The following is a 24,860-nucleotide window of genomic DNA, read 5'->3' as shown; positions in this document are numbered from 1 at the left end:
GCACTTGTCTCGTATTCATGCGGCGAACGATGCCGTAGCTGCGGCGTCGCTCGCATCCGTCTGCGGCCCGGTATTCTCCGACCGCGGAATCGATTCTTCCTATGCCGGGGTCCTCCGCACGAACGACCCGGCCATCGATCGTGCGACTGCTGCGCAGCGGGATGCCCCGGCATTATGGTGACCGAATGCGTGCCCGTACAACGCCGGCCGACGCCGCAATTGCAGTGGCCTGCTTTGCCGTGTTCACCGGGCCGCAGATCGCTCATCCGGCCGCCGGCACCTCGGCGTGGGCCGCGGCCGCGCTGGGCGCCGCAGCAATTCTTCCCACTGTGTGGAGCCGCCGGTTTCCGGTACCGGCGTTGCTGGCGGTCGCCACCGTGCTGCTGATCGCGTCGCTGGCGGACGTGCGTTTCACCGGCTTCGTGAGCAATGCGGGACCCGCCTTCGGGATCGCCGTCGCCTGGGTCGCCTATCGACTGCCGTGGCGGCAGTCGCTCGCATACAGCCTGCTGGCGTCGACTGTCACGCTGATCGGCGGCTGGATCGCCTTCGCGATGCACAGCCAGCATGACCAGGATGCGGTGCAGTTGGCCGTCGCGGTGCCCGCCTGGCTCATCGGAACCCTCGCCGGCCGCGAACGCAGCCATCGACGCCAGCACCTCGCCGAGCAACACGAGACCGAAAAGCAGGCCGAGGCGCGGATTCGCGCCGAGGAACGACTGCGGGTATCTCGTGACATCCATGATGTGGTGTCACACACGCTCAGCATGATCGCGCTGCGCAGCGGTGTCGCCCGCGTCGTGCTTGACACCGACCCGACCGAGGCACGCAACGCACTGTCCGCCATCGAGGAATCCAGCCGAGCCGCCCTGGACGAGGTGCGCGGCGTCTTGCGAACGGCCCGCACGGACCTGCCGCCGATTAGCCCGCAACTGGCCGATCTGGATGACCTCGTGGTCACGGACTGGCCCGGTGATCTGCGAATTCAGCTGGCGGACAATACCGATCACGCCGACCTCGATCGCCGACTGCAGACGACGGCCTACCGTATCGTGCAGGAGGCGCTGACGAATGTGGTCCGGCATGCCGACGCCGGGCTCGCGGTCGTCACGATCGTCAGAGTGGATGGCTCGATGGTGGTGCGCGTGGTCGACGATGGCATCGGGGCGGCATCGGAAGTCCACGAGGGTCTCGGTCTCACCGGGATGCGTGAGCGAGTTGCCGCCCACGGCGGAACCCTGTCCGTGGGCAATGTCGCCGGCGGCTATCAGGTCGAGGCGGTGATCCCACTGTGAACGACGTTGCACCGCAGGATATATCGGTGTTGATCGCCGATGATGAAGCGCTCGTGCGTGCGGGGCTGCGAGCGCTCATCCATGCCTCGCCGGGACTGCGCGTGGTCGGCGAGGCCGCCACGGGCGATGAGGCGCTGCGGCAGGCGGAGAGAAGCGATCCCGACGTCGTGCTGATGGATGTGCGAATGCCGGTGATGGACGGTACCGAGGCAACCGCACATCTGGTGTCTCGCGGGCTCCGCTCCCGAATTCTCGTGGTCACCACGTTCGACGACGACGAGATCGTATTCGCCGCATTGCGCGCCGGCGCAAGCGGTTTCGTCCTCAAGGACACCCCGCCGGAGCGGCTGATCGACGCCATCCGGGCCGTTGCGGACGGCGACTCTCTACTCAGCCCGTCGGTGACCCGACGGCTGATCAACGAATTCGCTGCCGCGCGCCCCGCCGCCTTGCCTGCTTCCGAACGTCTCAACACCTTGACCGATCGCGAACGAGACGTGCTGTACGCCATTGCGACCGGCAAGACCAATGCCGAGATCGCCGAGACGTTGTTCATCAGCGTCACCACCGTGAAAACACACATTTCGCGGCTGTTGACGAAATTCGATGCCCGCGATCGCACGCAGCTGGCAATCGCGGCCTACGAGACCGGCCTCGTCGTACCCGGTGCAGACTGACTGCCCGAGTGCAGGCTATTTGCCCTTGGGCTTGTCGGACGCGGCATCCGAGGACAGTGCGGCGACGAATGCCTCCTGCGGGACGTCGACCCGGCCGATCGTCTTCATCCGCTTCTTGCCTTCCTTCTGCTTCTCGAGCAGCTTGCGCTTACGGCTGATGTCACCGCCGTAGCACTTGGCGAGCACATCCTTGCGGATTGCCCGAATATTCTCGCGGGCAATGATTTTCGAGCCGATCGCGGCCTGCACCGGAACCTCGAACTGCTGGCGCGGGATGAGCTCCTTGAGCTTGGTGCACATCTTGTTGCCGTAGGCGAACGCGGCGTCCTTGTGCACGATCGCGCTGAACGCGTCGACGGCCTCGCCCTGCAGCAGGATGTCGACCTTGACCAGCGCGGCCCCCTGCTCGCCGGCCTCCTCGTAGTCGAGGCTGGCGTAGCCGCGGGTCCGCGACTTCAGCGAATCGAAGAAGTCGAAGATGATCTCGGCCATCGGCAGCGTGTAGCGCAGCTCGACGCGGGTCTCCGACAGATAGTCCATGCCGCCGAGTTCGCCACGGCGCGACTGGCACAGCTCCATGATGGTGCCAACGAATTCGCTGGGCGCGATGATCGTGGTCTTGGTGATCGGCTCGTAGATCTCGCGCAGCTTGCCGTCCGGCCAGTCCGACGGATTGGTGACGATCTGCTCCTTGCCGTCCTCGCCGACCACGCGGTAGACCACGTTGGGCGCCGTCGAGATCAGGTCGAGCCCGAACTCGCGCTGCAGACGTTCGCGGGTGATCTCCATGTGCAGCAGACCCAAGAAGCCGCAACGGAATCCGAACCCGAGCGCCACGGAGGTCTCCGGCTCGTAGGTGAGCGCGGCATCGTTCAGCTGCAGCTTGTCGAGCGCATCACGCAGGTCCGGGTAGTCGGAACCATCCACCGGGTACAGGCCGGAGTAGACCATCGGCCGCGGTTCCTGGTAGCCCGTGAGCGCCTCGGTCGCACCGTGCCGCGCGGTGGTGACAGTATCGCCGACCTTTGATTGGCGGACGTCCTTCACGCCGGTGATGAGGTAGCCGACCTCACCGACGCCGAGCCCCTTGGTGGCCTTCGGCTCCGGCGAGACGATGCCGATCTCCAGCAGCTCGTGGGTCGCCCCGGTGGACATCATCGCGATCTTCTCGCGCGGGATGAGTTTCCCGTCGACCACGCGGATATAGGTGACGACGCCGCGGTAGGTGTCGTAGACCGAGTCGAAGATCATGGCCCGTGCGGGCGCATCCGGATCGCCGACCGGCGCCGGGACCTTCGCGACCACGCGGTCGAGCAGCGCGTCGACGCCCTCGCCGGTCTTGCCGGAGACCCGCAGCACGTCATCCGGTTCGCAGCCGATGATGTGCGCGATCTCGGCGGCGTACTTATCGGGATCGGCGGCCGGCAGGTCGATCTTGTTGAGGACCGGGATGATCTCGAGATCCTTGTCCATCGCCAGGTAGAGGTTGGCCAGCGTCTGCGCCTCGATGCCCTGGGCGGCGTCGACCAGCAGCACCGCGCCCTCACAGGCCTCGAGCGCGCGTGAGACCTCGTAGGTGAAGTCGACGTGACCGGGGGTGTCGATGAGATGCATCACGTAGTCGGTCTTGCCCTCGGGACCGTCCACGGTCCAGGGCAGCCGCACGTTCTGCGCCTTGATCGTGATGCCGCGCTCGCGCTCGATATCCATGCGGTCGAGGTACTGCGCGCGCATCGCCCGCTCCTCGACCACGCCGGTCAGCTGCAGCATCCGGTCGGCCAGGGTCGATTTGCCGTGGTCGATGTGGGCGATGATGCAGAAGTTACGGATCCGGGCGGGATCGGTGAACGTCGTATCGGCGAAGCTGATTTGTCTCACTCCTTGTGGCGAAATAGCAGCCACCAGTTTCTCATGAGAGCGTTGATGCATGGCAGCCGCTTCCAAGCCAGGCGTGACCAGTTGGCAGCAGACGCTCGACGGGGTCGATATCGTCGGTGCGCTGCACCGCCCCGACCGTGATCCGATCGCCGCCGTCGTGATCGCGCACGGTGCCGGCAGCAACTTCCAATCGAAGCTGTTGCGGGCGCTCGCGGTGGACCTATGCGAGCGCGGCCTGCTGGTCGGCCGCATCGACCTGCCCTATCGCCAGCGACGCGAGAAGGGGCCGCCGTCGCCCAGCAAATCCGCCGATGACCGGGCCGGGATCGTCGCGGCAGCGGCGGCCATGCGCGCGCTCGCCGGGGACGTCCCGGTGCTCGTGGGCGGCCAGTCGTACGGCGGACGGCAGGCCTCGATGGTCGTCGCCGAAGACCCCGCGGTCGCCGACGGACTGCTGCTGACGGCCTATCCCCTGCATCCGCCCGGCAAGCCCGATCGCCTGCGCACCGAGCACTTCCCGGACGTCACCCGGCCGACGGTGATCATCCATGGCAGCTCCGACCCGTTCGCGACCAGCGCGGAGCTGGAGTCGGCGGTGGCGGCGATCCCGGCGGCGGTCCACATCGTGGAGATCACCGGGGTCGGTCACGAGCTCAACCCGGACAAGAAGCCGGTCGCCCGGCTGACCGGCGACGCGGTGGAGCAGTACCTGCTCTGACGCCGCGCCGCCGAATCGTCAGGCGGTGATCTTCATCAGCGACACTCCGCCGTCGTCAACCGTGTAGGTGAACGTCGACGGGCCGTTGAAACCGTCGCCGCCAACGGTCGCGATGACAATCGTCTGGTCGCCTTCGGTGGTGCTGGACGTCACCGACAGCGTGACGTTCTTGCCGATGTACTCCGCATTGCTCCAGCCGGTGATCTCGGCCGACCCACGAAAGACCCGGCCCCAATCGTCTACTGCCCCATCGGACGTGAACGTCGCGAGGAAGCCGGCCAAGTCCCCGGCATTCGTCGAGTCGATCGAAGCCTGAACGGGTGCTGGCAGTTCGGTCATTATCTCTGTCTCCTGTTGATCTCTGGCCAATGGTCCACGCTTATCGCGTGGTGTAGCCGCCGTTGGCGAAGATGGTCTGACCGGTGATCCAATGTCCTTGCGTCGCAAGGAAGATGACGATGGGGGCGATGTCTTCGATCTCGGTGAGCCGATTGCCCATGGCCTGCGACTTATGGAAATCCACCCGTTCCGGGGTCTCCTGCGGGTAGAAGAACGGCGTGTCCATCGGGCCGGGCGCGATGTTGTTGACAGCGATACCCCGATCGGCGAACTCCTTCGCCGCCGCCCGCGTGAAATGTTCCAGCGGCGCCTTACCGCCCGCATAGGTCGAATAGCCGTCGGTGAACGCGGCGAGCAACGAGGTGGCGATCGTCATCACGGACCCGTTGTCGCGCAGTCGTTTTCCCGCCTCCTGAATGAAGAAGTAGGCGGCCTTCGAGTTGATGTCGAACATCGAATCGTATTCCGCTTCGGTGGTTTCGAGGATCGGCTTGCGCAGCACCTTGCCGACGGTGTTGACGGCGATGTCTACGCCGCCGAATGCCTCGACGGCCGCATCGAACAACGCTGTCACGTTGCCCGGGACGGTCAGATCGCCCTGCACGATGATCGCGCGGGCGCCAGCCGCCTCGACCTCGGCGGCGGTCTTCTCCGCGTCCGGGCGCGACGAATCGCTGTTGTAATGCACGGCAACGTTGGCGCCGAGCTCGCCGAACTGCCGCGAGATCAGCCCGCCGAGGTTCTTCGCGCCGGCGGCGACGACGGCGCTCTTGTTCTCCAGCAATACAGACGCGCTAGTGGTCATGTGATGTCTCCTTCGTGGCTTCCTGTGTGCGATCGACCTCGTGGTCTTCTCGGATTCGACGCTAGGAGCGGTAGAGATCAACTTCCATCGAATGTTTTCGATGAATAATCAACTAGTGTTTGTATATGCCTGTTCAGCCAGCCTCTGCGGTCCCGGATACCCGCCGGCTCGAGCAGTTCGTTGCAGTGGCCGAAACCGAGACCCTCGCGGCCGCGGCGGAGCGCCTCTTCATCACCCAGCAGGCGTTGTCCACCGCAATCCGCCGCCTCGAACGCGAGATGGGCGTGACCCTTTTCCACCGCCAACATCGCCGCCTGACCCTGACTCCCGCCGGCGAGGATCTCCTGGAAGGCGCACGGCCGCTACTGGCCGGCGCGCGGCGGCTCACCGAGTCCGTACGACGCAGCGCTGACGGATCAGCGCCCGCCTTCGTCGTCGGACACTCCCCCGCACTGTCCAACGCCGAGGTGTTCTCGCTGATCGAGCCCGTGCTCGACGACTGGCCCGACACATCGGTCACCGTGCGCCAGGTGTTTCCCGACGATATTCACCACGAACTCATATCCGGGTCCGCCGACCTGATACTCCGTCGGGGCGTCACGACCCCGGACGGGCTGACGTCGGCGATCGTGGCCTATCAGCCGATGCGGCTCGCCGTCGCCGCCGACCATCCCCTGGCCGCCCGGGACCGGATCCGGATCGCGGACGATCTCGCCACGCACCCGGTCATCGTCTGGGCGCCGGAGCGACGATCGTTCTACACGGATTTCCTGGTATCCCATTGTCGGCGTGCGGGAATCGAGCCGGAGCTGCGGATCAACCGGGTGCAGGGAACGCCGCCCGCCACGGCGGCTCTCGTCGATCGTCAGGCCTGCGTGTTCGTCACCGATCCGGCCGGGCCGACGCTCGGTGGTCGCGCCGTCGTGAAGGACTTCGAGACACCGCCGTTGTCGCCGGTGCAGGCGCTATGGCTGCCGCACACGGTGTCCCGGTTTCGCACGGCGTTGCTGGCCGCCCTCGACTCCTGACGCGGCGGGCCGCCGACCATGCCTTGCCGCGCCGCCCTTCGGCCACGACCTACCCTGACCGTATGGGTACTTGGGGAACCGTGTTCTCGCTCGCCAAACAGCACGGGCCGAAGCTGTATCGCGAACTGCAGAAGTCCGGCGCTCTCGACAAGGGCAAGGCTGCGCTGCAGCAACGTCTGGGCTCCGGGTCGGCGGCCGGCGCCGGGCGGCCCATAACCGGCACCTTTCACGACACCGGCAGCCGGGCGCGGTCGATCGAGCACTCGCCGCAGCTGGACGGCCAGGCCGACCCGGGCGAGATCGTGTGGACATGGGTCGAGTTCGAGGAGCACAACGGCGAGGGCAAGGACCGTCCGGTGCTGGTCGTCGGCCGGGACGGCAAGCACCTGCTGGGCCTGATGCTCTCGAGCCAGCAGCACCGCCGCGACGACTCGGACTGGGAGTCCATCGGGTCCGGCAGCTGGGACAACGAACGCCGGGAGAGTTTCATCCGCCTCGACCGCGTCCTGGACGTGCCCGAGGCCGGGATCCGCCGCGAGGGCGCGATCCTCAGCCGCGACCGATTCGATCGCATCGCGAACCGCCTGCGGGCCGAATACGACTGGAGCTAAAGCGGTTCACGCGCCGCCGGACACGCTCGCGCTGCGCTGAACATGCGCAGCCACCATTCCCGCGAGCTCGTCGGGACGCTCCCGGGGTATCCAATGGGAGACGCCGTCGAGCACCTCGAATCGATACGGACCGCTGACGTACCGGACGCAGGCCTCGGCGGCCGTTCGTCCGATGAAGTGATCGCCGGTGCTCCACACGTACAGAGTTGGTATCCCGACGTCTTCGTAGCCCGAGGTGCGCCGCAGCATCGCGCGATACCAGTTGAGAACCGCGGTGGGAGCACCACGTTCGCGCCAGAGCGCGTACATCTCATCGATGGGGCCGGCCGGGGTCCGCGACGCCAGCCGGTCGGCAAGCCGCGTGGCGACGCGGCCGTGTCCACGGAGTCGTCGGGGCAGCTGGCCCAGCGAAAGCAGTAGCAGCATAAGCTTTTCCGGCAGCCACGGGATCTGGAACAGCACCATGTACCAGGACCGAAATATCTGTCCGCGCGGTATCGCGGCGAGGAACGCATGCGGATGCGGCACCGACAGCGCGGTCAGCGTGCAGACGCGGTCGGCGCGCGAGCCGGCCAGCTCCCACGCCACGGTGGCTCCCCAGTCATGGCCCAGGACATGGAATCTCGTGACACCCGCCTGGTCGGCGAGCGCCAGGATGTCCGCGGCGAGGCGGTCGACGGTGTAGTTCTCGACGCCCCGCGGCCGCGCGCCCGGCGAGTACCCACGCTGATCGGGAGCCAACACCCGAAATCCGGCCGAGCTCAAGGGCGCCGCCAGTGCACGCATCCCAACCCGATCCGGAAACCCATGCAGCGCAATGACAACGGGGCTGTCGACCGGCCCCTCGTCCATGACATCGAAAGTCAGCCCGTCGTTGGTGAACGTCCGCAGGCGAGTCGGTCTCGGCTGATCTGTCATCTGAATCCTGTTCCTTCGACGGACCGCTACTGCGGCTGAAAATCGGCCGGCACGCCGGCCAGGCCCTCACGCACAAGCCTTTCCAGATACCCGCGACCGAAACGCTCGAGCCGGGGCGCCACCACAGGGATGCGCTGGAACCAGCCATATGCCGTCAGGCCGCGCGCCACGACCCGCGCCAGCCACGAGCCGAGCCGATGACGATCGATTCCCATGGCGTCGGCGCGCATGTCGCCCAGCATGTGCCGAGCGAGCACCTCGTGCACCGCCCGCGGCACGCGTTCGGCATGCGGGAGATGCTTGAGCCCGGACAGCAAGGCGTCGGCCAGTTTTCGCGAGTTGTCGTCGGGATCGAAGCTGTATTCGAGCACCCGAGCATCGAGCGCCGCCTGCTCCTCCGCGGTGTCACCGAGCAGGTCGCGCGGCACGCCCAGCACGGCGGTGACATAACGCCAGATCAGGTAATAGCCGTCGGCCTCCGCGGGACTGATCACCGCGCCCGACGACCGCAGTCGATCAAGCACCATCGACCCGAAGAACAGTGGCCCCGCCGAGGTCTGCAGCGCATTGATCGGGACGCCCCGCAGCGGCCACTCGCGCGCGCTGCCCAGGTTCATCCGGATCATCGTGTGCATCAGCCGCACCCGCACACAGGTTTCCCACGCGCTGCCGCCCGGTCGCAGCGCGTCGATGTCGAGCACCCCGAAGAAGAGCGTGCCCGACTCGAATATGCGACGCACCACGTCCTGTTCGAGGCGGTTGGTGCCGGCCAGGATGTAGGCGGCGTCGGCACTGCAGAAGGTTGTCATCAGTCCGCCGTGCAGCAACGCGACACCGAGCATCGGGAAGTGCCGGCAGGCCATCGCGGCGCCGGGTCGCATGCGATCGAAATCCGCCCACTCCGGCGGTGTCTCAATATCTTTCAGGAAGTCTCGACACTGCGCGTCACCGTCCGTCGCCAGTTCGCAGATGGCTGGAAGCAGATCGTCAGACCGGACTCCCCGCGCCCGCAATCGGAGGACCACCGCCTCCGCCAGCGGGCGGCCGGCCTCCAGCCAGGGCTCCAACGGCATGCTGCGCAGCCGGTCGACTCGAGACATCATGCGAACTCCCGTCGATGCAGAGGTCTATGTAATAGTCCAACATGGACTATTACATAGACCTTATTCGTCGGCAAGACGTTCTAGAATCAACCGATGCATCCCCGGCTGACGCCCACCTCCTATGTCGTGCTCGGGCTCGTCCGCTGGGCGCCCGGTTCCACCGCCTACGAACTGGAGCGCACGATCGGCGCCACGGTCTCGCATATGTGGACGATTCAGCGCTCACAGATCTACCGGGAGCCACCACGGCTGGCCGACGCCGGACTGCTGACCGCCGAGAGCGACGAATCCGCCCGGCAGAAGACCCGCTTCTACATCACCGACGCAGGTACGGAAGCCCTGGACTCTTGGCTGACGCAAGCATCGGGCGAGATGCCGCAACTGCGCGACATGGCAATTCTCAAGGTCTTCTTCGGCGCCGACCCGGAGGCCATCGCCCGGGTTCAGCTACTGGCACATCAGGCCCGCCTCAAGGAGTACGAGTTCTTGCGCGAAGCGGGCGGTCTGGCTCATCCGGGGCCGCGTCGCGCACTCGAAGCGGCCATCGCACACGAACGCACATCCATCCGCTATTGGAGTGAGCTGGTCAAGCCCGCGGAGTAGCCCCGCGGGGTAGCGCAGTCGAACGAAACCGAACATCTGGGCCACGGCGGCTGATACCGTCAGCGGAACTAGAACACGTTCCAGTTCCGCACCCCTAGGAGACCGCCATGACGACTTTCGATTTCGAGCAGAAGAACACCGAACTGGCGAGCAAGATCGCCCCCGTCGTCGAGGCATACGTCAATCTCCTCGACAGCGGCACCGCCGAGGAGATCGCGGATCTGTACGCGCCATCCGCGACGGTCGAGGATCCGATCGGCTCCGACGTCCGCAACACCCGCGAGCAGCTCGTCGAGTTCTACAGCATCATCACCAACATGGCTGAGCGCTCCGCGAAGCTGAACTGGAAGAAGATCGCCGGCGACACTGCCGTGTTCGAGTTCACGCTGGTGACCGGTGTCAATGCCGATATGCGGTTCGAGATCACCCCTGTCGACATCATGGTCTTCGACGCCGACGGCAAGATCTCGTCGATGCGCGCTGTCTGGGCGCCCACCGACCTCAAACAGCTCTAGTCACAACCGGTTTCAACGACCTGGCACCGGGCAGGCCTCCGACGCCTCGGCGACGACGGTCGGCTCTCCCGGTACCGCCGGTCGTCGGCCGGCCTCCCAGTCGGCGCCGGTGACAACCCCGTCACTAGCCAGCGCGGAGCGTTCTTCATCGGTGAAAACTCTTCCCCGCGTGAGGAATCGCATCCCCTCAGGCGATTCCAGGCTGAATCCGCCGCCACGGCCGGGCACCACGTCGAGCACGAGTTGCGTGTGGCTCCATACGTCGAACTGCGAACCGGAGATCCACAGCGGCACGGCATCGTCGCCGTCCGGGAGCGAGGTCGGCACCTCGCCCGGCGCCAGTCGCAGATCCAGCAGCCCGAGCAGTACATCGCGGTCACCGACGATGAATTCGCCTGCGGGGTAACACATCGGGGACGACCCGTCGCAGCAGCCGCCGGACTGATGCATCATCAGCCCGCCGTGCATACCGCGGAGGCGACGGAGCAGATCCATCGCCCCCGCGGTGGCCAGTGCCCGGGCAGGAACCATCAGAAGAATCCTTGAGCCTTCGGTGCATACGACACCAGCAGATTCTTGGTCTGCTGATAGTGGTCGAGCATCATCTTGTGGTTCTCCCGGCCGATCCCGGACTGCTTGTAGCCGCCGAACGCCGCGTGCGCCGGGTACTGGTGATAGGTGTTCGTCCACACGCGGCCGGCCTTGATGGCCCGGCCGGCCCGGTAGGCGACGCCGCCATCGCGCGACCAGACGCCGGCTCCCAGGCCGTACAGCGTGTCATTGGCGATCGAGATCGCGTCATCGAAGTCGTTGAACGACGTCACCGACACCACGGGGCCGAAGATCTCCTCCTGGAAGATGCGCATCTTGTTGTCGCCCGTGAAGATGGTCGGCTGGATGTAATAGCCACCGGAGAGATCGCCGCCCAGATCAGCCTTCTCGCCACCGGTAAGCACCTGCGCGCCTTCGCCTTTACCGATCTCGATATACGACAGGATCTTCTCGTACTGATCGTTGGACGCCTGCGCACCGATCATCGTTTCGGTATCCAGCGGGTCGCCCTGCCGAATCGCCTTGGTGCGGATGGCCGCCAGCGCGAGGAACTCGTCGTAGATGTCGTGCTGGATCAGCGACCGCGACGGGCAGGTGCAGACCTCGCCCTGGTTCAGCGCGAACATCGCGAAGCCCTCGAGCGCCTTGTCCTGATAATCGTCGTTGGCCGCCAACACATCCGAGAAGAAGATGTTCGGGCTCTTGCCACCGAGTTCCAGCGTGACCGGGATCAGATTCTGCGACGCGTACTGCATGATCAGGCGCCCGGTGGTGGTCTCACCGGTGAACGCGATCTTGGCGATCCGGTTGCTCGACGCGAGCGGCTTGCCGGCTTCGGTGCCGAAACCGTTGACGATGTTGACGACGCCCGGCGGCAGCAGGTCGCCGATGATGCTGAACAGGAACAGGACCGAGGCCGGCGTCTGCTCCGCAGGCTTGATGACCACCGCGTTGCCGGCGGCGAGCGCCGGAGCCAGCTTCCAGGTGGCCATCAGGATCGGGAAGTTCCACGGAATGATCTGTCCGACAACCCCTAGCGGCTCGTGGAAGTGGTACGCGACGGTCTGCGAGTCGATCTCGGACAGCGAACCCTCCTGTGCGCGAATGGCTCCCGCGAAGTAGCGGAAGTGATCGATCGCGAGCGGGATGTCGGCGTTGAGGGTCTCCCGGATCGGCTTGCCGTTGTCCCACGACTCGGCGAGCGCGATCGCCTCCAGGTTCTCCTCGATGCGGTCAGCGATCTTGTTGAGGACCACGGCGCGTTCGGCGGCGGACGTCTCGCCCCAGGCCGGTGCCGCGGCATGCGCCGCATCGAGGGCCAGGTCGATGTCCTCGGCCGTGGATCGGGCAACCTCGCAGAAGGTCTCGCCGGTCACCGGGGTCGGATTCTCGAAGTACTGCCCTTTCACCGGTGGCACCCATTCGCCGCCGATCCAGTTGTCGTATCGCGATTGGTAGGCCATCGCGGCGCCGGCGGTCCCAGGTCGGGCGTAAACGGTCATGTCGCATCCTCCTTGCCTCGACCCGGCCTGTGATCCGGGTCACTGATCCCAAACTAGGAGCGCAACCGTTGCAACAACGTTGCGTGTGTCAGCAGCGACGAGATCTGGGCGATCACCCCCGGCCGAAGCGTCGGTCCAAGAGTTCGATTCGGGCGCTGGCCTGCGCATATCGCGCGCTGGCCGGATCCAGCAACGCCCGGTACGCCGCCCAGCAGTCGCGGTCGTCACGCCCGTCCGCGGCCAGGGTCCATTCCCGCATGAGGCCGGGTTCGGCCGCCCGCAGCAACGCGGCACGCATCGCGGTCCGCAGTTCCTCGCGCAGCTCGACGATGCCGGGCGCATTCGACTCCGGCAGGAGCGGCCCGCGGTACCGGCCCAAGGCTCCCGAGGTATCGCCGCCATCCAACGCCGATCGCACCGCCGCAACATCGGTCCGCAGCGGTATCGCCAGCCGGTACGGCCGCGAGGTGACCGCGTCCGGGCCCAGCACGCGCCGCAGCCGCGACACCTCCGCTCGTACGGTGACCGCGTCCAGGTCGGCCTCGTCGAGCAGCACCGCGAGCCGATCGGCCGACATGCCCTCCGGGTTCTCGGAGAGCAGCAAGAGCACCTCGGCATGCCGTCGAGACAGCTGGATGCGGCGTCCCTCGTGGACCAGCTCCGCCGGGCCGCCCAACACCGAGAGCGTGCTGCCGGTCCGGACCTGGGAGCCGAGCGCCGCGCCCGCCGCCTTGAGACTCAGATGCGCCTCCGCCGCGGCGACGGTGGCCCGCACCAGCGACAGCACCTCCGGCGCGGCGACCCGTGGGCCGCCGGTGATGTCGATCGCGCCGAGCATCGCACCGGAGAGCGGGTCGTGCACGGGCGCGGCCGAACAACTCCAGTCCTGCACCACCCGGCTGAAATGCTCCGACGCGAAGATCTGTACGCAGTCGTCGACCACCAGCGCGGTGCCGGGGGCGTTGGTCCCCACGCGCCGTTCGCTCCAGTCCGCGCCTTCCGCGAAATTCATCAGTGCCGCACGGTCTTTCGCGGCATGATCGCCCTCAACCCATAGCAGTCGGCCGTCGGCATCGCTGATCGCCACCAGCAGCCCGGTCTCCGCGATGTCGTCGAGCAACAGGCGTCGGACGATGGGCCGCACGATGGACATCGGATGCGAATTCCGATACGAACGCAGGTCGGCGTCCGCCCAGGAGTCCGTCGTCTCGGAGTCCGGATCCACACCGTTGCGCAGGCTGCGCTGCCAGGAGTCGAGCACCACCGGCCGCACATCGGCGGCGGACTCGCCCTGCAGCAGGAACGCGTCGTGCGCCGACTCCACGTCCCGCGCGACCCGCGAAGCATCCATGCCCGGGCGCAATGCCACCCAGGGGTTCGTGGCTCCGCTCAACGACACGACGCTCCTTCCGGCCGAGCCCCCGCCCCGCCGAATTCCACTGTAACGCCGATCACAGTCGACTCGCCGTGCGCCGAACGTCAGGCCAGTCGGGTGATCTCCACGACGACGTCCAGATCGGTCGCGCCGCCACCGGTGTAGATGCCCTTGAGCGGCGATACGTCCGAATAGTCGCGGCCCAGGCCGACCGACACGTGTCGTTCCCCGATCGGAATGTCATTCGTCGGGTCGTATCCGCTCCAGGCACCGGTCCATGCCTCTATCCAGGCGTGGCTCTCGCCCTCGACCGTCTCACCGATCGGCGCGTCCGGATTCGAGTGGAAGTATCCGGACACGTAACGGGCCGGAATTCCCAAGCTGCGCAACAGGACCAGCGTCAGGTGCGCGTAGTCCTGGCAGACGCCCTTGCGTTCCTTCCAGGCGTCGACCGCCGAAGTGTGCACCCCGGTCGTGCCCTGCACGTATTCGATCTCCTCGTGCACCCACTTGCACACCTCTCGCACCGCGCCGCGCGGCGTGAAGCCCTTCGCCAGCTTGCGCGCCGTCGCCGCCAGGGTGCGGTTGCGCGGCACGTACTTGGTGAATGTCAGGTATTCGTCGAAACGATCGGCCACGTACTCGCCGGGGAGGTCCTCCCACTCGACGCGCTCGGCATCGTCCGGATACTCCTCCGGCTCGGTCTCCACCACCGAGGCACCCGATACTTCCAATTCCTCATGGGGCGCATGCAGATCGAAGGCGGTGACGGCCGTCCCCCAGTAGTCGATGTAGCGATACGAGCGGGTCGCCGGCACGGTCTCGACGCGGTTCACGATGACGTTCTGCCGGTGGTCACTGCGCGGGGTCAGCCGCGCCTCGTTGTAAGACGAGGTGACGGGCGCGTTGTAGGCGAATCCGGTGGAGTGCACCACCCGTAGCCGCATCGTCATAGCTCACCCTCCTCGATGGCATGCTCGCGCGGATCGGCATCGCTCGCGCTGACACCGGCCCACGAAACATATGGTGCGACATGGAAATACTGCTGCGTGACGGCTTCGGTGACGTCCCGACACGTCGCTTGCAGATCCATCAGCCGCTGCTGCAGTTCGTCGAGAAGCATTCCCGGAGGCATGAACTCGAGGCCACTGCGGGCCCGGCCCAGCAGCCGTTGCGCCTCAGCCCGGGCACCGACCCGACTGGTGTTGCGGCTGTCCAATTCCTGCAGGCACAGTTCGGCCAGGGTGATCGCGTGGAAAACCGACCGCGGAAACAGCCTGTCCAGCAACATGAATTCGACCACGCGATTGGCGTCCAGGGCACCGCGATAGGTCCGCAGGTACGTGTCATGCGCCCCTGCCGACCGCAGCACAGTGACCCAGGCGGGCGAGCTCGACCTGTCCCCCGCCCGCGACAGCAGCATGCGCACCGTCATGTCCACGCGCTCGATCGACCGGCCCAGCAACAGGAATCGGTAGCCGTCGTCGCGGCTGAGAGTGGCGTCGGTGAGCCCGGCGAACATCGCCGCACGGTTCTTCACATACGAGAGATACTCGTGGGGACCCAGCCGCCGCGCCGCCCGCTCGGCATCGGCGAGGCCGTTATAGGTGGTGTTCAAACACTCCCACATCTCGCTGGACGTGACTTCTCGTGCCCCGCGGGCATTTCCGCGCGCCTGGGCGATCGAGTCGGCGATCGAGCCCGAGCCCTCCGCGCCGTATGCCACCCGCTCGGTGAGCGACCGAACACCCAGCTCCTCGTCGGCCGGCGGCTCGGCCATGCCGAGCACCTGCAGCACCAGCCGACAGGTGCGGTCGGGATCGACGGTCGCGTCCTCGAGCAGCTGATGCACCGCGACATCCAGGATGCGGGCGGTATCGTCGGCCCGCTCCACGTAGCGGCCGATCCAGAACAGCGATTCGGCGTTGCGCGCCAGCATCATCGGCGATCACCGCCGTCCGCCCGCTGTTGCTGTTGCTGTTGCTGTTGGCTGGAGACGACTTCCGGCCCCTGATCAGTGCTGTTGCTGGTCGGCAGGTCGCTGGTGCGCACCAACTCATCGCCGGACAGCTCCCGCTCGTCATCGGAGCTGCGCGGCGCCAGCACCCAGGTGTCCTTGGAGCCGCCGCCCTGGCTGGAGTTGACCACCAGTGAACCCTCGGGCAGCGCCACGCGCGTGAGCCCGCCCGGCAACACCCAGACGTTCTCGCCGTCGTTGACCGCGAACGGCCGGAGATCGACATGGCGCGGCGCCAGGCCGTCGCCGACCTTCGTCGGCACCGTTGACAGCTGCACCACCGGTTGCGCGATCCAATCCCGCGGGTGGGCCTTCACCTTGCGTGCCAACGTGTCCCGCTCGGCCTGCGTCGCATCGGGCCCGAACACGATGCCGTAGCCGCCCGACCCCTCGACGGGCTTCACCACCAGCTCGTCGAGCCGGTCCAGCACCTCGTCACGCTCCTCGGGCAGCCAGCACCGCAGCGTTTCGACGTTGCCCAGCACCGGCTTCTCGCCCAGGTAGTACTCGATGATCTGCGGCACATAGGTGTACGTGAGCTTGTCGTCTCCGACCCCGTTGCCGACGGCGCTGGAGATCACGACGTTGCCCGCCCGCGCCGCGTTCAGCAGACCCGGCACACCGAGCACCGAATCCGGCCGGAACTGCAGGGGATCCAGGAACTCATCGTCGATCCGGCGGTAGATGACGTGCACGCGCTGCTCGCCCTCGGTGGTGCGCATGTAGACGTCGTTGTCACGGCAGAACAAGTCTCGCCCCTCGACCAGCTCGACTCCCATCTGCCGGGCCAGCAGCGAATGCTCGAAGTAGGCGGAGTTCGCGACGCCGGGCGTGAGCACCACGATGGTCGGGTCGGCCTCGTTGAACGCCGAGGCCGCGCGCAGCGCCCGCAGCAGATGCGTCGCATAGTCACCGACCGCGCGAACTCGATGGGATGAGAACAGATCCGGGAACACCCGCGCCATCGTTCGGCGGTTCTCCATCACGTAAGACACCCCGGACGGCGACCGCAGATTGTCCTCGAGGACCCGGAAGTCGCCGTGCTCGTCGCGAATCAGGTCGATGCCGGCGACGTGGATGCGCACGCCGTTCGGCGGGACGATTCCGGCCGCCTGCCGATGGAAGTGCTGGCACGACGTCACCAGTCGCTTCGGCACCACGCCGTCGCGCAGGATCTCCTGCTCGCTGTAGACGTCGGCGAGGAACATCTCCAGCGCCTGCACGCGCTGCGTGATACCGCGCTCGAGCTTGGACCACTCGGCCGCCGAGATCACCCGCGGGACGACATCGAGCGGAAACGGCCGTTCCTGCCCGGACAGCGAGAACGTCACGCCCTGGTCGATGAAGGCACGGCCCAGCGCGTCGACCCGGGCCTGCAACTCCTCGTTGGCCGATGGGGCAAGCGCCTTGTGGATACCGCGGTACGGTGCGCGGACCTCGCCGCGAGCATCGAACATCTCGTCAAATGCATTGCTGTACTTCGCATTGCCGTAGTCGTCGAAGATGCCCCGGGCCGCACTCGCTGCGGTCGCCGCCTTTCGCGCTTTCGTCGGCCGGGCGCGGGTCCTGGCCGATCCGGCGGATCGGCCCGAGGCGGTCGGGGTGGCGTTCATGACTATGAATCGTGCTACAGATCGCCGCATCCGGCAGCACCGCGGTTCGATTCGTTACCGCGCAAAGCTGTTACCGGCGCAGTCGCTGCGTGACACTGAGCACGCGACGTGCGGGGCCGCGCGCAATCGCCTTGGCGCGCTGCGCGGCCGTGAGCCTCTCCTCCGGCAGCGCCATGACTTTCAGCATCGCGGCCATCGCATCCAGCGCTTCGGACAGCACCGCCGACTCACCGATCGGGTCGGCCGGCGCCGCGTCGGTAGCCGCGGCGACCCTCAGGTCGTCGGGGGAACCGGTGACCCGGTAGCCGGCGGCGGCGATATCGCCGAGCATCTGCTCCGACCGTTCGGCCGCCCAGATCCGATCGGCCGGCAAGAGCTGTTGTCCGGCAGCCCGTTCCGTCTCGAACAGAATCGACCCGATCAGGAACCGCTTGACGGCCGCTTCGTAGCGGCTCCACTCGATGTCCTCGGGCTGCAACCGGGAGTTGAGCTGCCGCAGCAACTCCACCTGCACCGGCGTCAGAGCGGCGTTGGACGAGTCCACCACCCGATCGAGTTCTGCGTCGTCGACGCCGAGGACCGAGATGAACCGGGCCCACAGGCTGTCGTGGCTCCCCGGGGGCGGAACCGCGACGACGTGCACCCGTTCCGGCGGCAGATCCGCCGCCCAGGTCCGCAGGATCCGCGGATAGTCCTGGAATTCCCAGAACGGCGGGGCCGACGGGTCGTCCTCGCGGATCGCGGTCACGAAGTCGTCGAACGTGGCGCGGTACTGGTTCTTCACGTTCTCCTGCCACACCGACGGGATCTGCCGGGCGAGGTCACGCACCGTGACGACGATGTGGACCGGCGCGAAGTCCAGATCACGCAAGAGCTGCGCGGCCTGTTCCGGCGTGGCCGTCGCGAACAACTCATGGGACACGATGCTCGGTCCGGACCAGCTCCGCATTTGCCGGACCATCGCCGGCCACGCATCGGCATGTGCCGGGTCGACCCAGTCGAGATAGCGGCCCGGCTGCAGGTGGGCGGCAGCGTGAAAATGATCATCGATCTCGTGGCCCGGATACAGCAGACCGCTGCGCCGCATCGCGACGTCACGGTTACGCCAGAGCCGATCCTGCAGATACGTCGTCCCGGTCTTGGGTAAACCCACATGCAGATAGATGCGCTGCTGACGATTCGCGGTGGTCACGTCAGGTCACCCTAGTGACTGAGCCTGGCAAGCTTCGACGGTGCGGCAATCCGGACGCAGACGAGTCGCTACTGCGGTCATCGGCCGGTCAGACCGACGATTTTGGCAGGAAGCGGGCCCGCTGGTAACCTGGACAGCTGGAACGCACCGCTCCCAGCGCGTGCGATAGATAGTTGCGCAAGCAACCGCAAACCAGAACACCAGACAAACGAGGTAACAGCGCGTGGCAAACATCAAGTCGCAGATGAAGCGGATCCGCACCAACGAGGTGCGTCGTCAGCGGAACCAGTCCGTGAAGTCGGCGCTGCGTACCGCCATCCGCAACTACCGCGAGGCTGTCGCCGCTGGTGAGAAGGACAAGGCCGGCGAGCTCCTCGCCAGCACCAGCCGCAAGCTGGACAAGGCCGCCAGCAAGGGTGTCATCCACGCCAACCAGGCCGCCAATAAGAAGTCGGCGATGGCGCAGGCGTACAACCAGCTCTGATCTTTCGGTGAGCCCGGCCCCGGGCTCCCACCGCAAAACCCCGGTGACACCACGCGGTCACCGGGGTTTTGCTGTAGCTGTATGCCGCTGGGCCGGCAGCTACTGGCTGCTGGTCGCGACCGGCCTGATCACGTAGGCCACGCGGTGGTCGACATCGCCGGGTGGCCCGTCGATCGCAAGCCCGTAGCGATCGGCGAGCTCGGCGAACAGCTCGCCCGACGAGTCGTCGTCGATCCGCTCCACGACGCCGCGCACCTCCAGGTAGCGGTACGGCTGGTCGGGGTCGTTGATGGACACCGCGACCTCGGGGTGGGCGGTCACGTTCTTGTACTTCTGCCGGGTCGTCGTGTTCGTGAACCGCAGGTATTCGCCGTCCCATGCGAACCACATCGGGTTCACCTGCGGCGTCCCATCGGGTCGAATGGTGGCGAGGTGCGCGTAGAGCGGCCTCTCGAGCAGGTCACGATGAGTTTCGGGAATCACGGTCATGGCATGGCCTTTCTTTGTTCGGACGCGGTTCGGGTCGATCGACGTCGAGCTATTCGCGGCCGGACGAGATCCAGGTCGGGTCGCCGACGATATTGCGGGTTCCCCGGGCCAGGTCGGCCACCGTGTCGAGCGCGGCGACGGCCTCGTCATCAAGCAGCAGATCGACGGCCGCGGCATTCTCCGACAGTCGCGAGACCGAGCGCGTCCCGGGGATCGGCACCACCGGCAGGCCGGCCCGACGTCCCGCCGCGTAGAGCCACGCGAGCGCGACCTGCGCATTCGTCGCCCCCAGGCGTTGCGCGACCCCAGCCACCACAGCGAGCGCCGACTGATTCGCGTCCCAGTTGTCGCCGATCCGCTCAGTCGCGCCCCGGATGTCGCCGGCGATCTGCTCGCGGGTCAACGTCCCGGTGAGAAAACCGCGGCCCAGCGGCGAGTACGGAACGAATCCGACTCCCAGCTCCGCACACGCCGGCACGACCTGCGCCTCGACATCGCGCGACCACAGACTCCATTCGCTCTGCACCGCGGCGATCGGGTGAATCGATTGTGCCGCAATGAGTTCAGCGGCGGTCACCTCCGAGAGCCCGAGATGGCGGACCTTACCCGCCGCGACCATCTCGGCCATCGCGCCGACCGTTTCCTCGATCGGTACGTCGGGATCGCGGCGATGCATGTACCAGAGGTCGATGACGTCGATCCCCAGTCGCTCGAGAGACGCGTCGCACGCCTGCCGGACGTACTCGGCGTCACCCCGCGAACGCTTGGCAGTCGGATCCACGTCGACGCCGATGCGCGCGGTGATCCCGAACTTGGTCGCGACGGTGACCTCGTCGCGCCGGTCGGCCAGCAGTCGACCGACCAGGCGTTCGTTTGTCCCTGCCGGCCCGTCGGCGCCGGGCAGCGGTTCGCCGTAGACGTCGGCGGTGTCGATGAAGGTGATACCCGCGTCGACGGCGGCGTTCAGTACGGAAAGCGCTGCGGCATCGTCGGTTCCGCCGTAGACATGGGTGACGGCCATGCCGCCGAAGCCGAGGGCCGAGGTCTGCAGGCCGTCTCCGAGGAGGGTGGTGTGCATTCGGGCGTGCTCCTTTTCAGTCTTGAGTTGTTTGTCTTGAGTTGTCAGTCGGTCTCGCCCAGGAGGCGTTGCTGGGCAAGTTCGTCGGGATCGGTGATCGGCTGCTCGCCGCAGTCGAGGCCGGCGTCGATCAGTCGGCGGTAGTGCGCGATCTTGTCGTCGACCGCCCCGAGATCATCGATCAGCTCCCGGATGCGCGCCTCCATCTCCTCGCGATGATCTTCGAGCAGCCGCATGCGCCGCCCATGCGAACGCGCGCCCTGCCCGACCATCGTGACGAAGTCACGCATGTGCGCCACCGACATTCCGGTGCGGCGGAGTCGGACGAGTAGGTCGATCATGCGGACCGTCGCCTCGTCGTACCGCCGGACGCCGGCGGCGTTCCGGGGCACGGCGGGAATGAGACCTTCGGATTCGTACCAGCGGAGGGTGTCGCGGGTGAGTCCCGTCCGGGCGGACACATCGGCGATGCTCAGATCATCAGGCATGTGCCAACGGTATGACCTGGAGTGCACTCCAGGTCAACAGAACTCGGCCCATCGAACCGAAATGAGCCTCGACACGCGCCGGCGGTGCCGCCTGCGTCAGCCGTTGTGCCGCCTGTCAGCCTTTGTTGGTGGACGGCCCGGCATCGTCATAGGGCGCGCCATCGCGTTCACGGACGGCCTGCCGAAAACCGACCGCGGCGGCCCGTTGCTGGAACGCGTACCCCTCGCGCGTGTGCCGCGAGATGCCATCGAACACGGTGCTGATCATCCGGCTGTTCTCGACGCCCTGGCTGAGCAGGGCCGAGTTCAGTGCCAGCTTCACCATCATCAATTGGTTGAGCGGCATAGTCGCGATGCGTTCGACGAGATTCTCGGTACGCGCGTCGAGGTCGTCCGGCTCCGGCGCCTCGATCGCGAGGCCCCACTCGTACGCCTCCTTGCCGTTGAGACAGTCGCCGGTGAGGAGGAGACGCTTGGCGCGTTGGTCACCGAGTCGGTGAGCCCACATACCGGCGCTCGGAACGCCCCACACGCGAGTCGGCGGATAGCCGATCTTGGCATCGCTGGCGATCACGATCTGATCGCAGTGCAGCGCGATGTCCGTGCCGCCGGCCACGCAGAAGCCGTGGATCTTCGCCACCGTCGGCTTGTTGGCATGCAGCAAGGCGGCGAAGCCGCGGGTGAACCGACTCATCATCGCGTAGTCGACCATCGGGTCCCAGGTGCCCGACGGATCGTGGTTGGCCATCTGCACCAGCGGGTCGAGGACGGTCCCCGTCGCATCCCGGCGTCCGGCCATGTCGCCGTCCATCAGCCTCTCGGCGCTGGCCGCGAGGTCGTACCCGCCGCAGAAGCCCTTGCCGCGGCCGCTCAGCAGGATGACGTGAACGCGCGGATCGAGGTCGGCGCGTTCCACCGCGGCCGTGAGGTCCAGCGGGGTGTCCGGCGTTATCGAGTTGCCCTGATCCGGCCGATTGAAGGTGATCCGCGCGATCCGACCGGTCCGTTCGTAGGTGAGCGTGGCGTATTCGACCGGTTCGTCGTTCGTGTCGTCTCCCGGCCCTTCGCGCCACGCAGCGGGTCGGCCCGCGGTCATGCGGGCAGGGCGCGGTCGAGGATCGCGGTGATGTCGGCCGAGGCGGGCAGGGTGCCGAAGACCTGTCCCCAGTCGCCGCCGAGCCGCGAGACGCAGAACGCGTCGGCCACCGCGGCAGGGGCATGACGCACCAGCAGCGATCCCTGAAGTGCGAGAGCCATCGACCCCACCAGCCGGCGGGCCAGCAACTGCGCCTGCGCCGGATCACCGGCCGCGGCCATCAGATCGGACTTGATGCGGCCGACCGCCGCATCGAGATGCTCGTTCGCGCCCGCCGCGAGCTCCAGCTCGTCGAGGAAGGCCTGCGCGGTGGCGGGTTCGCGGCCGAGTGCCCGCAGCACGTCGATCGCGTTGACGTTGCCGGACCCCTCCCACACCGAGTTGAGCGGCGCCTGCCGGTAATGCCGTGGCATCCCGGATTCTTCGACATAGCCGTTGCCGCCCAGACATTCGAGTGCCTCCGCGGTGAACGCGGGCGTCCGCTTGGTCACCCAGAACTTGCCGACCGCGTTGGCCATCCGGCGGAACGACGTCTCACTCTCATCGCCGCGCATCGAGCGATCCGCGGCACCCGCCAGCCGCATGCCGAGCGTCGTCGCCGCTTCGGATTCCAGGGCCAGGTCGGCCAGGACGTTGCGCATCAGCGGCTGGTCGATCAGGTTCGCACCGAATGCCGACCGGTGGCGAGCGTGGTGGCCCGCCTCGACGAGGGTCTTGCGCATCACGCCGGCGGAGCCGATCACACAATCGAGGCGCGTGAAGTTGACCATGTCGATGATCGTCTTGACGCCGTTGCCCTCGCCGCCGACGAGCCAGCCGACGGTGTTGTCGAACTCGGGCTCGCTCGAGGCGTTGGATCGATCGCCGAGCTTGTCCTTGAGTCGGACGATCCGGAAGGTGTTGCGGGTGCCGTCCGGCAGGATTCGCGGGACCAGGAAGCACGACAGGCCGCCGGGCGCCTGGGCCAGCACCAGGAACACGTCGCACATCGGCGCCGACGTGAACCACTTATGCCCGGTCAGCAGGTAGTGGTCGCCATGCGGCACGGCAACAGTCGTGTTGGTGCGGACATCCGAGCCGCCCTGCTTTTCGGTCATCCCCATGCCGGCGAGGAGGCCGCGCTTCTCGGTCGGGATGCGCAGCCCCGGGTCGTAGACGCGGGAGGTGAGCAGCGGCTCGTAGACCGCGGCGAGGCTCGGCTCGTGCCGCAGCGCGGGAATGACCGCGTAGGTCATCGTGATCGGGCAGCCGTGTCCCGCCTCGGTGTGCTGCCAGACGAGCCCGCCGGCGGCCCGCGCGACGTGCCCGCCGGACTTGCCCTCCGTCCACACTGCGCCGGCGCCCCCCTCGGCGACCGACGTCCGCATCAGGTTGTGCCATGCGGGGTGGAACTCGACCTCGTCGATCCGGTTGCCATAGCGGTCGACTGTCTTGAGGACCGGCGTGTAGGTGTTGGCATCCTGCGCCCATCGCTGCGCCTCTTCGCTTCCCGCCAGGCGGCCGAGACGACGGACGTCATCTTCGGCCCAGCCGCCGCCCTCGCGATGCAGCGCCTCGATCAGCGCGGCGTCCTGCGACGAGTCGTACGGGGCGAGTGGCGGCACCTGGTTGGTGACGTCGTGAGTTGCGGTACGTGGAGTGGAGACCTCGGTCATACCGTCGATCATTACACAATGACGACGGTCGTGTCGATAGTGTAATATTTGGATGTGCCGCCAGCCGAGTCGTTGAACCTCCAACCGCTGTCGGCGAGGTCGATCGTGCTGAGCCTGCTGCTCGGCGCCCACCCGCCGCAGCGTCATGTGCGCCACCTTCTCGGTTCCGCGGAGCTCTTCGGCGTATCGGAGTCCGCGCTGCGGGTGGCGCTCACGAGGATGACGTCCGCCGGCGAGCTCGAACGGGTCGACGGCGTCTATCGATTGAACGCACGCCTGCTGGAACGTCAACGGCGCCAGGATGAATCGATCAATGCGCGCACGGTGCCGTGGTCCGACGAGTGGGAGCAGGCGATCGTCGTCGTCAGCGGCCGCGCCGCCGCCGAGCGGGCCCAGATGCGGTCCGACCTCACCGCGCTGCGTCTCTCGGAGCTGCGCGAGGGCGTCTGGATGCGGCCCGCGAATCTGGACCGCGAATGGCCGATCGAGCTCGAACCCTCGCTCGCGCGCTTCACCGCCCGGCCGGACTCTCCCGCCCACGAACTGGTGGCCACGCTCTGGGATCTCCGCGCCTGGACCGCCACTGGCGAGGCACTACTGCAGCACTTCTCGGCGACCACCGATCCGTTGACGCGACTGACCGCCGCCGCCGCGATAGTGCATCACCTCACGACGGATCCCGTGCTGCCGGACGAATTGCTGCCCGCCGACTGGCCCGGCGCCCGACTGCGTGACACCTACGCGGCATACCAGGCCGAACTGATCGCACTCACCGACGCGTTCGTCGGTTAGGCGAACGGAATCGTGACTGCCCCGGAGTAGTTGGCGG

The 24,860-nt window shown here is 66.9% G+C and carries 26 protein-coding genes; 9 read left to right on the top strand and 17 right to left on the bottom strand.

Translation table 11 applies throughout. The features are described from left to right. Window positions 1-185: 185 nt before the first annotated feature. Entirely contained in the window at window positions 186-1,295 is a 1,110-nt protein-coding gene (locus tag G341_RS0103795) for a sensor histidine kinase (RefSeq protein WP_043450526.1), read from the top strand. A 20-nt stretch (window positions 1,296-1,315) separates the two neighbouring features. Beyond that, entirely contained in the window at window positions 1,316-1,972 is a 657-nt protein-coding gene (locus G341_RS0103790; protein ID WP_222836579.1) for a response regulator, read from the top strand. Window positions 1,973-1,987: 15 nt separating this feature from the next. Here the strand turns inward: G341_RS0103790 and lepA are convergent, their stop codons facing one another. Next, the gene (lepA, locus tag G341_RS0103785; protein ID WP_051092624.1) at window positions 1,988-3,901 is read right to left on the bottom strand and encodes a translation elongation factor 4; all 1,914 of its coding nucleotides are present in this window, start codon (window positions 3,899-3,901) and stop codon (window positions 1,988-1,990) included. Here lepA and G341_RS0103780 point away from each other — a divergent pair. Further along, window positions 3,900-4,568 carry an alpha/beta hydrolase family protein gene (locus G341_RS0103780; protein ID WP_043450495.1) on the top strand — a complete coding sequence of 223 codons (669 nt, stop codon included), beginning with the start codon at window positions 3,900-3,902 and terminating at the stop codon, window positions 4,566-4,568. The two genes, lepA and G341_RS0103780, sit on opposite strands and share 2 nt — an antisense overlap. An 18-nt stretch (window positions 4,569-4,586) precedes the next feature. Here the strand turns inward: G341_RS0103780 and G341_RS0103775 are convergent, their stop codons facing one another. Continuing rightward, entirely contained in the window at window positions 4,587-4,907 is a 321-nt protein-coding gene (locus G341_RS0103775; protein WP_018177778.1) for a nuclear transport factor 2 family protein, read from the bottom strand. Between the two features lie 40 nt (window positions 4,908-4,947). Then, window positions 4,948-5,712, bottom strand: coding sequence for an SDR family oxidoreductase (locus G341_RS0103770; RefSeq protein ID WP_018177777.1), 765 nt, complete (start codon window positions 5,710-5,712; stop codon window positions 4,948-4,950). Between the two features lie 125 nt (window positions 5,713-5,837). Here G341_RS0103770 and G341_RS0103765 point away from each other — a divergent pair, with 125 nt between their 5' ends. Both G341_RS0103765 and G341_RS0103760 read left to right on the top strand, forming a co-directional pair. Beyond that, a complete protein-coding gene (locus G341_RS0103765; RefSeq protein ID WP_026303214.1) occupies window positions 5,838-6,740 on the top strand; it encodes a LysR family transcriptional regulator in 903 nt (300 codons plus the stop codon). Between the two features lie 62 nt (window positions 6,741-6,802). After that, a complete protein-coding gene (locus G341_RS0103760; RefSeq protein ID WP_051092622.1) occupies window positions 6,803-7,351 on the top strand; it encodes a type II toxin-antitoxin system PemK/MazF family toxin in 549 nt (182 codons plus the stop codon). Window positions 7,352-7,357: 6 nt separating this feature from the next. Here G341_RS0103760 and G341_RS0103755 read toward each other — a convergent pair whose 3' ends face one another. Both G341_RS0103755 and G341_RS0103750 read right to left on the bottom strand, forming a co-directional pair. Continuing rightward, entirely contained in the window at window positions 7,358-8,269 is a 912-nt protein-coding gene (locus tag G341_RS0103755; protein WP_018177774.1) for an alpha/beta fold hydrolase, read from the bottom strand. Between the two features lie 26 nt (window positions 8,270-8,295). After that, window positions 8,296-9,372 carry an oxygenase MpaB family protein gene (locus G341_RS0103750; protein ID WP_018177773.1) on the bottom strand — a complete coding sequence of 359 codons (1,077 nt, stop codon included), beginning with the start codon at window positions 9,370-9,372 and terminating at the stop codon, window positions 8,296-8,298. A gap of 93 nt (window positions 9,373-9,465) precedes the next feature. Here G341_RS0103750 and G341_RS20880 point away from each other — a divergent pair, with 93 nt between their 5' ends. Then, a complete protein-coding gene (locus G341_RS20880; protein ID WP_018177772.1) occupies window positions 9,466-9,975 on the top strand; it encodes a PadR family transcriptional regulator in 510 nt (169 codons plus the stop codon). A gap of 107 nt (window positions 9,976-10,082) precedes the next feature. Next, on the top strand, window positions 10,083-10,490 hold the full coding sequence (locus G341_RS0103740) for a nuclear transport factor 2 family protein (RefSeq protein ID WP_018177771.1): 408 nt from the start codon (window positions 10,083-10,085) through the stop codon (window positions 10,488-10,490). Window positions 10,491-10,502: 12 nt separating this feature from the next. On the opposite strand, the gene G341_RS0103735 is transcribed toward G341_RS0103740, so the two are convergent. From G341_RS0103735 to G341_RS0103705, 7 genes are all read right to left on the bottom strand, one after another. Then, complete coding sequence (locus G341_RS0103735; protein ID WP_018177770.1) at window positions 10,503-11,021, bottom strand: DUF779 domain-containing protein; 519 nt, start codon at window positions 11,019-11,021, stop codon at window positions 10,503-10,505. After that, window positions 11,021-12,544, bottom strand: a complete 1,524-nt coding sequence (adh, locus tag G341_RS0103730) for an aldehyde dehydrogenase (protein WP_026303213.1) — start codon at window positions 12,542-12,544, stop codon at window positions 11,021-11,023. The genes G341_RS0103735 and adh overlap by 1 nt, the downstream gene beginning before the upstream one ends. 112 nt (window positions 12,545-12,656) lie before the next feature. Continuing rightward, window positions 12,657-13,895 (bottom strand): sigma-54-dependent transcriptional regulator family protein, encoded by a 1,239-nt coding sequence (locus tag G341_RS0103725; RefSeq protein WP_018177768.1) that lies wholly within the window; start codon window positions 13,893-13,895, stop codon window positions 12,657-12,659. A gap of 128 nt (window positions 13,896-14,023) precedes the next feature. Next, complete coding sequence (locus tag G341_RS0103720; RefSeq protein WP_018177767.1) at window positions 14,024-14,872, bottom strand: transglutaminase family protein; 849 nt, start codon at window positions 14,870-14,872, stop codon at window positions 14,024-14,026. Next, a complete protein-coding gene (locus G341_RS0103715) occupies window positions 14,869-15,858 on the bottom strand; it encodes an alpha-E domain-containing protein (protein ID WP_018177766.1) in 990 nt (329 codons plus the stop codon). Before G341_RS0103715 ends, G341_RS0103720 begins: the two co-directional genes overlap by 4 nt. Next, window positions 15,858-17,549: a circularly permuted type 2 ATP-grasp protein gene (locus G341_RS0103710; protein WP_018177765.1), complete on the bottom strand. Its 1,692-nt coding sequence runs from the start codon at window positions 17,547-17,549 to the stop codon at window positions 15,858-15,860. The genes G341_RS0103715 and G341_RS0103710 overlap by 1 nt, the downstream gene beginning before the upstream one ends. 70 nt (window positions 17,550-17,619) lie before the next feature. Then, entirely contained in the window at window positions 17,620-18,741 is a 1,122-nt protein-coding gene (locus G341_RS0103705) for a hypothetical protein (protein ID WP_018177764.1), read from the bottom strand. Between the two features lie 223 nt (window positions 18,742-18,964). Between G341_RS0103705 and rpsT the strand changes: the two genes are divergently transcribed. Next, window positions 18,965-19,225 (top strand): 30S ribosomal protein S20, encoded by a 261-nt coding sequence (gene rpsT / locus G341_RS0103700; RefSeq protein WP_018177763.1) that lies wholly within the window; start codon window positions 18,965-18,967, stop codon window positions 19,223-19,225. A gap of 99 nt (window positions 19,226-19,324) precedes the next feature. Here rpsT and G341_RS0103695 read toward each other — a convergent pair whose 3' ends face one another. From G341_RS0103695 to G341_RS0103675, 5 genes are all read right to left on the bottom strand, one after another. Continuing rightward, window positions 19,325-19,714 carry a PPOX class F420-dependent oxidoreductase gene (locus G341_RS0103695; RefSeq protein ID WP_018177762.1) on the bottom strand — a complete coding sequence of 130 codons (390 nt, stop codon included), beginning with the start codon at window positions 19,712-19,714 and terminating at the stop codon, window positions 19,325-19,327. A 49-nt stretch (window positions 19,715-19,763) separates the two neighbouring features. Beyond that, window positions 19,764-20,792: an aldo/keto reductase gene (locus G341_RS0103690; protein WP_018177761.1), complete on the bottom strand. Its 1,029-nt coding sequence runs from the start codon at window positions 20,790-20,792 to the stop codon at window positions 19,764-19,766. A 44-nt stretch (window positions 20,793-20,836) separates the two neighbouring features. Further along, entirely contained in the window at window positions 20,837-21,280 is a 444-nt protein-coding gene (locus G341_RS0103685; RefSeq protein ID WP_018177760.1) for a MerR family transcriptional regulator, read from the bottom strand. Between the two features lie 115 nt (window positions 21,281-21,395). Continuing rightward, on the bottom strand, window positions 21,396-22,376 hold the full coding sequence (locus G341_RS0103680; protein WP_018177759.1) for a crotonase/enoyl-CoA hydratase family protein: 981 nt from the start codon (window positions 22,374-22,376) through the stop codon (window positions 21,396-21,398). After that, window positions 22,373-24,031 (bottom strand): acyl-CoA dehydrogenase family protein, encoded by a 1,659-nt coding sequence (locus G341_RS0103675; RefSeq protein ID WP_043450515.1) that lies wholly within the window; start codon window positions 24,029-24,031, stop codon window positions 22,373-22,375. The genes G341_RS0103680 and G341_RS0103675 overlap by 4 nt, the downstream gene beginning before the upstream one ends. A 54-nt stretch (window positions 24,032-24,085) precedes the next feature. Between G341_RS0103675 and G341_RS0103670 the strand changes: the two genes are divergently transcribed. Beyond that, entirely contained in the window at window positions 24,086-24,823 is a 738-nt protein-coding gene (locus tag G341_RS0103670) for a PaaX family transcriptional regulator C-terminal domain-containing protein (RefSeq protein WP_018177757.1), read from the top strand. Window positions 24,824-24,860: the final 37 nt, after the last annotated feature.

Origin of the sequence: Jongsikchunia kroppenstedtii DSM 45133, from assembly GCF_000380485.1 — a bacterium.
In the GTDB taxonomy this organism is placed as follows: Bacteria; Actinomycetota; Actinomycetes; order Mycobacteriales; family Mycobacteriaceae; genus Jongsikchunia; species Jongsikchunia kroppenstedtii.
The sequence above is the reverse complement of the archived record's forward strand: the minus strand, read 5'-3'. Positions and strand labels throughout refer to the sequence as shown.